At 67.3% G+C, this 12,732-nt stretch carries 9 protein-coding genes; 6 read left to right on the forward strand and 3 right to left on the reverse strand.

The features are described 5' to 3' along the window. Positions 1–130 precede the first annotated feature (130 nt). Positions 131–967, reverse strand: coding sequence for an RDD family protein (locus E3O23_RS14235; RefSeq protein WP_198415191.1), 837 nt, complete (start codon positions 965–967; stop codon positions 131–133). A 32-nt stretch (positions 968–999) separates the two neighbouring features. Between E3O23_RS14235 and E3O23_RS14240 the strand changes: the two genes are divergently transcribed. From E3O23_RS14240 to E3O23_RS14255, 4 genes are all read left to right on the forward strand, one after another. Then, positions 1,000–1,995 carry a stage II sporulation protein M gene (locus tag E3O23_RS14240; protein ID WP_134492088.1) on the forward strand — a complete coding sequence of 332 codons (996 nt, stop codon included), beginning with the start codon at positions 1,000–1,002 and terminating at the stop codon, positions 1,993–1,995. 125 nt (positions 1,996–2,120) lie between these two features. After that, on the forward strand, positions 2,121–4,595 hold the full coding sequence (locus tag E3O23_RS14245; protein WP_134492090.1) for a putative bifunctional diguanylate cyclase/phosphodiesterase: 2,475 nt from the start codon (positions 2,121–2,123) through the stop codon (positions 4,593–4,595). Positions 4,596–4,696: 101 nt separating this feature from the next. Beyond that, on the forward strand, positions 4,697–6,175 hold the full coding sequence (locus E3O23_RS14250; RefSeq protein WP_255453307.1) for a malate:quinone oxidoreductase: 1,479 nt from the start codon (positions 4,697–4,699) through the stop codon (positions 6,173–6,175). Positions 6,176–6,335: 160 nt separating this feature from the next. Beyond that, positions 6,336–7,766, forward strand: a complete 1,431-nt coding sequence (locus tag E3O23_RS14255; RefSeq protein WP_134492092.1) for an ATP-binding protein — start codon at positions 6,336–6,338, stop codon at positions 7,764–7,766. A gap of 49 nt (positions 7,767–7,815) precedes the next feature. Here E3O23_RS14255 and E3O23_RS14260 read toward each other — a convergent pair whose 3' ends face one another. Beyond that, complete coding sequence (locus E3O23_RS14260) at positions 7,816–9,186, reverse strand: sensor histidine kinase (protein ID WP_134492094.1); 1,371 nt, start codon at positions 9,184–9,186, stop codon at positions 7,816–7,818. Next, entirely contained in the window at positions 9,183–9,860 is a 678-nt protein-coding gene (locus E3O23_RS14265) for a response regulator transcription factor (RefSeq protein ID WP_134492096.1), read from the reverse strand. The genes E3O23_RS14260 and E3O23_RS14265 overlap by 4 nt, the downstream gene beginning before the upstream one ends. 124 nt (positions 9,861–9,984) lie before the next feature. Here E3O23_RS14265 and E3O23_RS14270 point away from each other — a divergent pair, with 124 nt between their 5' ends. Continuing rightward, the gene (locus E3O23_RS14270; RefSeq protein ID WP_134492098.1) at positions 9,985–11,502 is read left to right on the forward strand and encodes a glycosyltransferase family 39 protein; all 1,518 of its coding nucleotides are present in this window, start codon (positions 9,985–9,987) and stop codon (positions 11,500–11,502) included. Between the two features lie 26 nt (positions 11,503–11,528). Next, positions 11,529–12,731, forward strand: a complete 1,203-nt coding sequence (locus E3O23_RS14275; RefSeq protein ID WP_241983489.1) for a glycosyltransferase — start codon at positions 11,529–11,531, stop codon at positions 12,729–12,731. Position 12,732 lies beyond the last annotated feature (1 nt).

A 12,732-nucleotide genomic window follows, 5' to 3' on the forward strand; every position in this document is an offset into this window, starting at 1 on the left:
CCGCCGGACTTAACTTAGAAATACCAGGAAAGCCACCCTTCGGGGTGGCTTTCCTGCGTTAACGGCCACCCTCCCGGGGTGGCCGTTTTCTCGTTAACGCACCCCCGGCGGTCGAGCCCGTCGAGACCCGTTAGCGCTCCGGGAACCGGTGCGGGCGCCCGGTCAGCACCGGCTTCAGCCGCTCGAGCCGCGCCCGCTGCAGCATCAGGCCCGCGTACTCACGGTCCCGGCGCACCGCGGCGACCCCGGCCAGGAACACCTCCGCCGGCGCATCCGGCACCGGCGAAACGAACACGGCGGCCTCGGCGGCCAGCGTTGCCGCCAGCCTGGCCCGGGTGGCCGGCGTCATCTTCGATGCCTGGAGCAGGAACTGCGCGACCCGGCGGGCCAGCCGGTCGGGGAGCGGGGCCACGTCGACGGTCGCGGCCCAGGCCTCGAGCCCCACCGGCATGCCGGCGGATGCCGGGGGCAGCCGAGGCACACGCTCATGCTGGCTGTACGTGCCGGCCAGGATGTCGCCGAGTCGCTTGGACCGGCCGTTCAGCAGCGCAGTCATGGCCGCCAGGCCGCCGAAGGTCAGGTAGATCTCGATCACGCCGACGAGCGCGCGGATGAAGGCGTGCCTCAGCCGGATGGCCCCGCCGTCGTCCCGCACGATCCGGGCGCCGACGGCGAGCTTGCCGAGCGACCGCCCGCCGGTCGCGGTTTCCACGACCATCGGCACGATCAGGATGGAGAACACGAGCCCGGCGATCAGGAGCGCCCGTGCGAGCGCGCTGTCAATGGTGCCCACCAGCCAGCCGACGCCGAGGGCGAAGATCAGGAAGATCCCGAGATAGGCGATCCAGTCGATGATCGTGCCGGCCCCCCGAAGGATGACGCTCGCCGGGCGCACGTCGAGGGCGACGGCCTCCCCCGTCACGAGCTCATGGTCGCCCCGGGCATCATCACCGTGGGCTACCGACATCCGCGGCTCCGCCATGAATACTATTGAAGCAGATGGACCTCGATGCCTACTCAGCCGCGCACCGCGAAGAATGGGATCGCCTTGCCGAGTTGGCGAGGCGCCGCGTGCTCACCGGTGAGCAGGCGGACGAACTCATCGAGCGCTACCAGGCCGGCGCGACCCAGCTGTCGGCGATCAAGACGGCCGCCGGGTCGACGGTCCAGGGCGACCGGTTGTCGGTGGCGCTCTCGCGCGCCCGGCTGCGGTTTACCGGCGCGGGTGCCAGCGTGCTCTCGCAACTGCCCCGGTTCTTCGTGCTCCAGCTGCCGGCCGCGTTGTACCGCCTGCGCTGGATCACCCTCGGGGTGGCGTTCGTGACCTTCCTCGTCGCCGGGCTCTACGCGGCCTGGGCGTACTCCAACCCGCAGGTCCTCGCGAACTTCGGCTCGGATGCCCAGCTGCAGAAGCTGGCGAACGAGGACTTCGTCAATTACTACTCGGAGAACCCCGCCGCATCCTTCACCGGAATGGTCTGGACGAACAACGCCTGGATCGCCGCGCAGTGCATCGCTTTTGGCATCCTCGGCGTCTATGTGCCCTCCATCATCCTGCAGAACGCCCAGAACCTGGGAGTCAACGCCGCCGTCATGTTCGCGTATGACCAGGGGGACGTCTTCTTCCTCTACATCGCCCCGCACGGGATGCTCGAGCTGACCGCGATCTTCGTGGCGGCGGCCGGCGGCCTGCGGATCTTCTGGGCCTGGATCGCGCCCGGGGTGCGCACCCGCGGCCTGGCCCTCGCCCAGGACGGCCGCGCGCTGTTCACGGTGGCGATCGGCCTGGTCTTCGTGCTCTTCGTCTCCGGCGTGATCGAAGGCTTCGTGACGCCGGCCCCGTGGCCGTGGCCGGTGAAGATCGGTATCGGCGCGGTCGGGCTGCTCGCCTTCCTCGCCTACATGCTCGTCGTCGGGCGCCGGGCGTTCCGCGCGGGCGAAACCGGCGACCTCGACGAGTTCGAGGCGGGAACCTCAAGGATCTACGCCGGCTGACGGCCGCCGCACCGCGGCCGGTAACCCGGCGACCCCAACACGGGGCGGAAAGTGCGTGGGCGCCCGGCTGGGGCGGATGTCTCGGCTAGTGTCTGATCGTGGGTGAGAAACAAAGACCAACGGGCGTGCAACGCATTGCCTTCGCCGTGTTCGCGGTCCTGGCCCTCGTCCTGGTCATCCGCTCCATCACGCTTCTCCTCCTGGGCCCGACCGAGTTCTGGGTTATCGGCCTGCTCGGGGTGTTCTGCGCCGCGGCCCTCGAGCTGACCTGGGTCAGGGTGGGCACTGTGCCGCATCGTACGCCGGTGGTCAGCCTTCCAATCCTCGCGCTGCCGGCACTGGCCCCGGCCATCCCCGCGTCCGCCGGCGGCATGGGCCTCGTCGTGCTCGGCGTTGCGCTCGCCCTTCTCGTGGAGTCTCGTCGGGTCACGGTCGCCCTCTACAGCGCCGGGCTCGTGGCCGCCGGCTGCATTGCCACCGTCCTGTTCTCCGCCGGGATGCTCGCTGTGGGGCTCCCCAAGCTCCTGGCCATCGCGATCGGGGCCGGGGGCTACGTCGTCTTCGTCGTCGCCGTCGAATCCCTCCGCCAGCGCCTCACCCGGCCCCCGGTGGACCTCGGCGGCCGACGTGCCCTGGCTCCCGTGCGTTTCATGGTCGCCATCGTCGGCTGCGGGGCGCTTGCCTCCGGGCTGGCGTACTGGAGCGACAACCACGTGCCGATCATCAACTCGGCCTCCGAGGCCACCATCGTCGTGCTGCTCGGCCTGGCCGTCGCGGCCGTCGGGGTCAAGGCGGCCAACAGCCGGTCGGCGATGCGGCGCCGGCTCCGGGGACTCGTCGCCGGGGGCACGATGCTCATCGCGGGCAACCGTGCGGCCACGGCCGCCCTGGCGGCCGCTCGGCTGCCGGGCGCCGGAGAGACCGCGCCGGATGCCGTGGACATCCCCGACATCCTCTGCCGCGCGGTCGAGGAAACGGTCGGCGTCGAATCCGTCAGCGTGCGCACCAGGCCGCCGGAGCCGGGCGAGCTCGGCGTTGCCGTGAACCTGGTGGCCGGCCAGAGCCACTTCGTCGTCGCCGTGCGCGACCCGATGGACGGGGCGTTCACCGAGGACGACCGGGTCAGCCTCGAGACGCTTGCCTTCACCGCCGAGGCGGTCGACGAGACCCGCGTCAGCATCGGCGGGCTGACCGTGCGCGCGAATACCGACCCGCTCACCGGCCTGCCCAACTACGGTGCGTTCCAGGTCGCGCTGGCCAACATCAACGACAACCGCGACTACTCCGAGGCGATCGCGGTGCTCTTCATCGACCTCGACGACTTCAAACGGATGAACGACCGGTACGGCCACCAGGTGGGCGACAGCATCCTCCGGGAAATCGGCCACCGGCTGAGCATGGTTGTGCGACCGCACGACGTCGTCGCCCGCGTCGGCGGCGACGAGTTCGTGATCATCCTGACGCACCTCAAGTCGCTGGGCGAGGCGAACATCATCGCCGAGCGGATCATGACTGCCTCCGGCGAGCCGATGACCGTCGACGGGTCCGCGGTCATCCCGGTGGTCAGCATCGGCCTGGCCTACTCGGCGCACCGCGAGACGGATGTCAACGAGTTGCTCAAGGACGCCGACCGGAGCATGCTCGCGATCAAGAAGTCGCGGCGCCGCGGCGGGCCGTCCAAGGAGAGCAGCATCAACATCTCCGGCCACCGTTCCTCCGAGATGAACGACATCGTCGCCCGGGCGATCGACGAGGACCTGCTCCAGCTCGCCTACCAGCCGATCGTCAGCCTCGTCACCGGCCAGATCTGGGCCTTCGAGGCCCTCGTGCGCTACACCCACCCCGAACTCGGCCCGCTCTCGCCGTCGTCGCTGGTCGAGAAGGCCAAGGGTCTCGGTCGCCTCGACAAGCTGACCCGGCAGGTCGCCGTCAAGGCCATGATCGCGGCCAACGAGTTCCGCCTGATCGAACCCAGGATCGGCTGCATGACCATCAACGTCGAGGCCGGCCAGATCGTGCCCAAGCGGGTCGGCGATTTCGTCGAGGAACTGGCCGAACGCTACCCCGGCATCTCCCTCTGCCTGGAGCTCAACGAGCGCTCGATGGCCCGGGTCACCCCGGCCATTCGCGCCCAGGCCGACCACCTCCGCGACATCGGCCTGCTGATCGCCCTCGACGACTACGGCTCCCAGGACTCCTCGGTGGACGCCCTCGTGCGGATGCCGATGGACATCCTGAAGATCGACCGCAGCCTGGTCGACGACCTCGACGACGTGCGCCAGCGCGAGGTGCTCACCGCGCTGCAGGGCTTCGGCGACAAGCTCGAGTATTCGATGATCGTCGAGGGCGTGGAGAGCCAGGCGATGGCCGACCACCTCGGCGCGCTCGGCATCCGCAGCGCCCAGGGCTTCCACTACGGCACCCCGCAGAGCTTCGAGAACACCGTGGCCCGGCTCGAGGAGTTCGGCGCGAATGCGGTCGTCCCGCGAGCCCCGCGTGCGGGCAGCGCGGTCAGCGAGGTCGCCGCGGCGGCGAGCACCGCGCAGGCGCTCGAGCAGGCCGGCGACAACGACGTCCTGCCCGTTCCGGCGCCGGTGTAGCCACCCGCGAGGCGCTCCGCGACGCTGCCGCGGGCCGCGGCCGGCGGTCGTCCGGTGTCACCGTGCACGGGGCATCCGGTCGCCGCCGATAGAGTGGGAGGGTGAATGCACAGGCCCCCATCGACGTCGTGCTCATTGGTGGCGGCATCATGAGTGCCACCCTTGGCACCCTCCTCAAGCAGTTGCAGCCCGACTGGAACATCCAGGTTTACGAGCGCCTCGGCGCCGTCGCCGAGGAAAGTTCCAATCCCTGGAACAACGCCGGCACCGGCCACGCGGCCCTGTGCGAGCTGAACTATATGCCCGAGGCGCCCGACGGAACCGTCACCGCCGACAAGGCCGTGGCCATCAACGAGCAGTTCCAGATCAGCCGGCAGCTGTGGGCGCACCTCGTGCAGACGGGCGCCCTGCCCGAGCCCGAGAAGTTCATCAACTCCACCCCGCACATGACCTTCGTGCACGGCAAGGCCAGTGTGGCCTACCTGCGCAAGCGGTTCGCCGCGCTGCAGGGCCAGCCGTTGTTCGCCGGAATGGAGTACAGCGAAGACCGCGAGACCATCGGCCGGTGGACCCCGCTCCTCACGAAGAAGCGCCCGACCGGCCAGAAGATCGCCGCGACCCGCATCGAGTCGGGCACCGACGTGGACTTCGGCGCCCTCACCCGCTATCTGTTCGACGACCTGGCCAAACAGGGCGTCGGCATCCACGTGAACCGCCAGGTGACCAAGCTGAAGAAGCTGCCGGATGGCACGTGGCGGCTCAACCTGCTGCGCCTGGTCGGCCGCGACAAGAGCACCGTCAACGCCCGCTTCGTCTTCGTCGGCGCCGGCGGCGGGGCCCTCGCCCTGCTCCAGAACAGCGGCATCCCCGAGGCCAGGGGCTTCGGCGGTTTCCCGATCAGCGGGCAGTTCCTGCGCACCACCAACCCGAAGGTCGTCGCCCAGCACAAGGCGAAGGTCTACGGCAAGGCCGCCGTCGGCGCCCCGCCCATGTCGGTGCCGCACCTGGACACCCGCGTCGTCGAGGGGGAGTCCTCGCTGATGTTCGGCCCCTACGCCGGGTTCACCCCGAAGTTCCTCAAGTCGAGCACCTGGCTCGACCTCCCGTTCTCGATCCGCACGCACAACCTGGTGCCGATGCTCGCCGTTGGCTGGCACAACTTCAGCCTGGTGAGCTACCTCGTCGGCGAGGTGCTCGCGACGCGCAAGAAGAAGCTCGCCGCGCTGCAGGAGTTCATGCCCACCGCGAAGATGGAGGACTGGGAGCTGATCACGGCCGGCCAGCGCGTGCAGGTGATGAAGAAGGATGTCGAGAAGGGTGGCGTGCTCCAGTTCGGCACCGAGGTCATCACCTCGGCCGACGGCAGCATCGCGGGCCTCCTCGGCGCCTCGCCCGGAGCATCCACGGCCGCGCCGATCATGGTCGACCTGCTGGGGCGCTGCTTCCCCGACCGGATCGCCGCCTGGGAACCTCAGCTGCGCCGGATGATCCCCAGCTACGGCACGAAGCTCTCCGACGACCCGGTCGCCGCCGCGGCCTCGCTCGCCGAGACCGCCGCCGCCCTGCACCTCACCGCGTAGCGCGCCAGCGCGCACGGGTGCCCGGCGTGCGTGACCGGGCCTGGGGCGGTTTGAAAATGTATCCCTCTTAGGTTGTTGCACAACAGAAGACGTATACCTTGAATGTTGTTGCACAATAGAAAATGTATACCTAGGGGTCAAAGCCCCATAGACTCGGTGCATGGCAACATCGATCGGTCTACTCGCTCAGGAGCTCAGCAATGGGAATCCGTGGTGGCGTGGTGGAACCCAATGGGTTGCGCGGGATCCGGACCTCAGTGAAGTTGCGCAGGCGCCGTTGAGCTACGAGTCGGGCTGCCTCGACGATTTGGAACCCGGGAATCTCTACATCCTGCGCGGGCCGCGCAGAGTAGGGAAAACTGTGGCCGTGAAGCAGACCATTCGGCGACTGCTTGACGACGACGTTCGGCCGACCAGAATAATCCGTGTCGCGGTGGACGGATGGGACGCGAAAGCGCTGAGGACCCTGGTAGCGAACTCCACGCTCCCGGTTCTGCGCGAGGGCGAAACGCGGTTCTGGTTCCTCGACGAGGTTTCCGCAGTGTCGGGCGACTGGGCACAGCAGTTGAAGTGGCTGCGTGACAACGATGAGCAATTCCGGAGGGACACCGTGGTCCTCACCGGCTCGAACGCACGAGCACTGACAGTAGCCGGCGGTGTCCTCGCAGGACGACGCGGACGTGGGGCGCACCTCGACCGGATTCTGCTACCCATGGGTTTCAGAACCTTTGCGTCGACGATCCTGCGCGGCGATGTGCCGCCCGGAGGGCACCTTGCCGTGGCGGCGCTGCGCACCCACGAAGCGAAAGGGCGGTACGAAGACTCGATTCCGTGGCTGGACGGGCTCACAAGGGCCTGGGAACAGTACCTGCTCTACGGAGGTTTTCCTCGCTCGGTCTCGGCTCTTCTCGACGGCCAACCGGTCCCAGAGTCCTTTGTGGACGACCTATTCGACGTTGTCTCCGCGGACGTGTTCAAAAACAGCCAGCTTCCAGCAGTTACCGAGATGGCGCTTCTTGAAAGGCTGTGGAAAAGCACTGCAACTCCAGCCAACGTGACATCCATCGGCGAAGACGTTGGCATCAGCAATCAGGTCGTCACCCGACACATCGAATATCTGCGCGATGCGTTCCTGCTGTGGGCGTGCCCGCAACGCCAGGACACCAGATGGCTTCCGAAGCCGAAATCCCAGAGCAAACTCTATGCCGTCGATCCCCTTGTCGCGCGCCTGCCGCACCTGAGGAATTCTGCGCGGCCCGACCTCGACCCGACCGTGCTAACTGAGATGCAGATCGGAATGGCCATGCGGCGCAGGGTGCTCGTCGACCGGCCGACAGCGGGCAATGACGACTTCTTGTTCTACACCCGCACTCCTGCCCGAAAGGAGATCGACTTCGTTTCCACCGACCTCGGGGGCGTGGCGATCGAAGGCAAGTACACCGATCGGGGCTCGTGGAGAAGCGAAGCCGCCACGGTGAACGCGTCGGTATGGGACGGAATCCTCGTCACAAGAAACGTACTCGACATGGCCGACGCGGAGACCGCGTGGGCGGTACCGGCAGGAATTCTTGCCTACTTTCTGGACGTGTGACCGCCCCGGTCCCGATCCGGTGGGTCGCATTGTCCATGCTGCGGCCGATTCAGGGGTTCGGCGGAGAATGTGGGATCGTCACGGTCACCGCAAAGCCGCCCTCGGGTCGGTTCGCCAGCCGTACTGTGCCGAGCGCATGCGAAACGATGGCCGAGACGATTGACAGGCCCAGACCGCTTCCGCCGTCGCTTCCGCCTCTCTGCTCGTCCGGCCGCGTGAATCGGTCGAACGCGATGCCGATGAAACCTTCGGGCATCCCGGGCCCGGAGTCCTCGACGGTGAGTCGCAGTCCGGTCGGTTCCTGGAGCAGTCGCGCTCGCACTTCTCCTGATGGCGGAACCGCGCGCAGGGCGTTGCTGATCAGGTTGTCGATGACCTGGGCCAAATGCGTGGCTGAGATCGGGTAGTCGAGGTCGTCTGCCGTGTCGTCGACGTCAAATTCCACGTGAACGGACTTGTCGAGCGCCAGCACGCGTGCTCGGTCTGATGCCGCGACGAATTCCGCGACCAGCGCCTGCCAGGGGGCGCGCTGGATGTCGTGCGTCGCGTCGAGCGTGGACAGTGCGAGGAGGTTTGTTGCCAGGCGGGACAATCGGTCGACGGATGCTTCGGCTGATGCCAGGTCTGCGGCGAGGGCAGTCGCGTCGCCCGCGCTCAGATGGGCAAGTTCGAGCTGGACCTTGAGCAGGGCAATCGGCGTTCGAAGCTCATGACTCGCGTCGGACACCATTTGCTTCTCTCGGGCTGCGGTGTCCAGGACGCTGGCAATGAAGTCGTTCAAGGTCGTGGCGAGGGCCGACAGTTCGTCGCGCGCCGGGCCCACAGGCAACAACTCCGACGACCCGCTCTCTCGCAGCGCCTCGGCGCGGCGGCGCATTCGTGCGACGGGCCGAAGCGCCGCCGTGGTCAGGAGCCAGGACGCCAGCCCAAACCCGGCCAGGAGCATCACGGCACCGACGATCAAGACATTCGTCACCTTCGTGACGACGATCGCCGTCAGGCGTTGATCCCGCGTTGCCACGACATGCCAGTCACCGTCGGCTGTCGTGACCGTCCGAACGATCACCAGGTAACTACCCTGTGATTCCGTGATGAAATGTGATCCATCGTCCAGTCGCGTGAGGCTCCCGAGCCGGTGGGACAACGCGTCCGGAAGATTGCTGACCACCACGGCTCCGCCTGGGTCCACCACCGCGACGTGCTGTTCTCCGGCCGGAGGGTCGATTTGCGTCGGATGCGTCTTGATGGCCGTCAGGTAGGGCGTGCTCGCGTCGTAGAGGAGCTTCTTGTCCGAGTTGATTTGGACCTGTTCTATCTGCGACCGGAACAGGACGGCCGCCGCCGTCAGCAAGACGGCAGCGACCAGGACGCTCCCGATGGTGATTCGCCACCGGATGGAGAGCCGGCGAAACCAGTTCACTCGTCGACCTGGGCGAGGTAGCCCACGCCGCGCACGGTGACGATGGATACGTTGCTGTCTCGTGCCGACAGTTTCTTGCGAAGCGTGCTGACGTACTGTTCGACGATGTTCGCGTCGATGTGGGTGGCCGTCCCCCAGACCGATTCGAGGATCTCCTGCCGTGTCACCGGCTCTCCCAGCTGGGTGAGCAATCCCCGGAGCAGCATGAACTCATTGGGGCTGAGCGAGAGCGAGCGTCCGCCGACCTGTCCTTTGCGCGACTGCGAATCCAGGGTCAGGTCCCCGGCGGTGACCTTGATCCACTGCTCGGCCGGGTCACGTCGGATGAGCGCCCGCAGTCTCGCCGCGAGCTCGGCGAAGCTGAACGGCTTTGTGAGGTAATCGTCGGCGCCGGCATCCAACCCGGTCACCCGGTCGTCGACCGCATCACGCGCGGTGAGCAGAAGCATGGGCATGGCGCTGCCGGTTTCCCGCACGCGCCGGCAGATTTCGAACCCGGACATGTGCGGCAGCATCACGTCGATGATGGCCACGGCGAACTGCTCATTCGCCACATTGATCAGGGCGTCAACCCCGTTGGTGACGAGCACGGTCTCGTACCCCTCCGCCTGGATGCCGCGCTCGAGCGCGAGGCCCATCTGGGGATCATCTTCGACAATCAGGATTGATTTCATTTCCACCAAGTTACTTCACGGACTCCCGGGGCTTCAGGGACTTCACTGCATTCCTGTACAGAGTTACATCTCCGGAGGCCCGGTTTAACAGCTCGGCACAATCGGCGCCGCGGAGCATTGCCCTATGACCGCCACCCTCGCCCGGAGCTCCGCCGAGACCCGTCCGGCCGGGGACCGGAGAACCACCGGCTGGCGCCTGCCCATCGGCCTGGGGCTGCTCGGTTTCGTTGCCGCGTTTGCGGGCTCGTGGGTCCCGTCCTTCTGGGGCGACGAAGCCGCGAGCGTGATGTCGGCCGAGCGCACACTGCCGTCGCTGATCGGGATGCTGAAGAACGTCGATGCCGTGCACGGCGTCTATTACCTCCTCCTGCACTTCTGGATCCAGGCGTTCGGCGCGTCTGAGTTCTCGGTGCGCCTGCCCAGCGCGATTGCCGTCGGGGTCATCGTTGCCGGGACGTTCGTGCTCGGTCGGATGCTGCTGGGCAGGAACGCGGGCATCGTGGCCGCCGTCCTCTGCGCGGTGCTCCCGCGGACGAGTTTCATGGGGGCGGATGCTCGCTCCTACGCCCTCTCGACCGCGATCGCGCTCTGGATCACGATCTTGTTCCTCGTTCTCCTGCTGCACCGCTTCAGCACGAGCACTCGCCACCGGCTCGCGTGGCTCGGTTACGCGGCCGGTATCGCCATCGGAATCTACGTCTTCCTCTATCTGGGACTGCTCCTGCTCGTGCACGGGGCCTTCCTCTTCAGCTCGCGGGCGTACCGCCGAAACCGCACATCGTGGTTGGCGGCGGCCGCCCTGGCGGTGGCACTGGCGCTTCCGATCGTGGCCGCGGGATACGGACAACGCGGGCAAATCGCGTTCCTGGCGCATCGCAGTTACGCAACGGCGAGGTCGGTGCTGGTCACCCAGTGGTTCGGGAACCCGTTCCTGGCAACCGCGGGCTGGCTCGTGATCGCGGCCGCGATCGCCGGTGCTGTCCTGGCGTGGCGTCGACGGCCGGAGGTTTCCCCGCCGGTCCTGCTCGCAATCCTCTGGGTGATTCTGCCGACGCTCGTTTTGCTCGGCCTCAACGCGGTGACTCCCGCCTACAGCTTCCGGTACGTCTCCTTCTGCGTCCCCGGGGTCGCCATCGTGCTGGCCGCCGGCATCCGCACCTTCACCGGCAGGACCGTCCGGATTGCCGCGGTCCTGCTGCTCCTCGTCCTTGCCGTTCCCACCGACGTGGGCCAGCGCGGACCATTCGCCAAGGACCGGGGGAGTGACCTGGCGGAGGTTTCCGCGCTCCTCGGCCAGGAGGCGCGGGCCGGCGACGCGGTGCTGTTCGACGAAACGACCGCCCCGCGGCAGCGTCCCCGGCTGGCGATGCACCTCTACCCCGGGGCGTTCGCGGGCCTGCGGGACGTCACCCTGAAGAGGCCATACCGGGCCCGAGGCGAGCTCTGGGATACGACATATCCGCTCGCGGATGTCGGGGCTGAGCTGGCGCCCGTGAGTCGAGTGTGGCTGATCGAGCTCACGGGGAGTCCGGACAATGTCGACGGGACCGACCTTCGCACCCTCGCCGGCGACGGCTTCGACCTGGTCTCAACCCAGATCGTCCATCGCACGATCATCTACTCGTTGGCCAGGCGCCCATGACGCTGGAGAACCGGAAGGAGACGACCGTGGACGTTTCGGTCATAGTCCCGACATTCAATGAGGCCCCCAATGTGCGGGAACTCGTCGAACGCATCCAGGCGGCGGTGCACGGTCGGCCGGCCGAAATCGTGTTCGTCGATGACTCGAACGATGACACTCCGGAGGCCATCGAGCGAGCGGCCGCGTGGTCGGAGGTGCCCGTCCGGCTGATCCGGCGGGAGCAGCCGACCGGCGGGCTGTCCGGCGCCGTGATCGCGGGCCTGGCCGCGAGCCGCGGCGACTGGTGCATCGTGATGGACGGCGATTTGCAGCATCCGCCGGAGGTGATTCCGGTGCTCCTGAGGTCGGGCGCCGAGCGCGACGTGGACGTCGTGGTCGCGTCGCGTCACGTCACCGGCGGATCGTCGGAGGGGCTGAGCGGGCGCGTGCGTCAGCTGGTTTCGGCTTCGGCGACCATTCTCACCCGGGCCATGTTCCCGTCGCGCCTTCGTCACTGTACCGACCCGATGACCGGATTCTTCGCCGTCAGACGGTCATCGATCGACCTCGACAAGCTCCGGCCCCGCGGGTTCAAGATCCTGCTCGAGATCCTGGCTCGCAACACTCTCACGGTCGCGGAAGAGCCTTTCGTCTTTGCTGAACGCAAGGCGGGTGAATCGAAGGCCGACTTCCGGCAGGGAGTTCGGTTTCTCACCCAGCTCGCCTCGCTGCGGTTCGGGCGTCTGTCCGGATTCGCGCTCATCGGAGCGTTCGGCGCGGTGGGGAACCTCGCCATCATGGCCACCCTTCAGGCGGTCGGTATGTGGTTCCTGCTGGCGGCGACCATAGCCGCGGTGGTGACAATCTTCACGAACTTCCTGCTGCAGGAGCGGTTCGTCTTCCACGACCTCCGACGGGAGGGGCGACGCTTCCGGGCGCGCCTGGCGCAGTCGCTTGCCTTCAACGGCACGGAAACGGCCCTCCGCACATTCCTCCTCTGGCTGGTGGTCGTCTCGACGTCCATCGCCAGCGTCCCGGCGCAGGCAGCCCTCCTCACGGTCGGCTTCCTGCTGCGATTCGTCTTCCACGCCCGAGTGGTCTATCGGCCACGGCGCACCCGGCTCGTGCACGTCGATCTCGACGTTGGGCCCAAGGCGCTTGAGACCGCGCCAACGCGGCCGGCAGGTCTGCCGGCCATTTTGGCCCCCCGTCAAATTCCTAACTCAAGGTCCTCCAGATTCCTAACCTGAC

The organism is Cryobacterium tagatosivorans (assembly GCF_004402215.1).
GTDB classification, from domain to species: domain Bacteria; phylum Actinomycetota; class Actinomycetes; order Actinomycetales; family Microbacteriaceae; genus Cryobacterium; species Cryobacterium tagatosivorans.

What these genes read in the sequence shown, in the direction of transcription:
- E3O23_RS14235 (WP_198415191.1), bottom strand. Translation starts at nt 967, where the DNA reads ATGTCGGTAGCCCACGGTGATGATGCCCGGGGCGACCATGAGCTCGTG.
- E3O23_RS14240 (WP_134492088.1), top strand. Translation starts at nt 1,000, where the DNA reads ATGGACCTCGATGCCTACTCAGCCGCGCACCGCGAAGAATGGGATCGC.
- E3O23_RS14265 (WP_134492096.1), bottom strand. Translation starts at nt 9,860, where the DNA reads ATGAAATCAATCCTGATTGTCGAAGATGATCCCCAGATGGGCCTCGCG.
- E3O23_RS14270 (WP_134492098.1), top strand. Translation starts at nt 9,985, where the DNA reads ATGACCGCCACCCTCGCCCGGAGCTCCGCCGAGACCCGTCCGGCCGGG.
- E3O23_RS14255 (WP_134492092.1), top strand. Translation starts at nt 6,336, where the DNA reads ATGGCAACATCGATCGGTCTACTCGCTCAGGAGCTCAGCAATGGGAAT.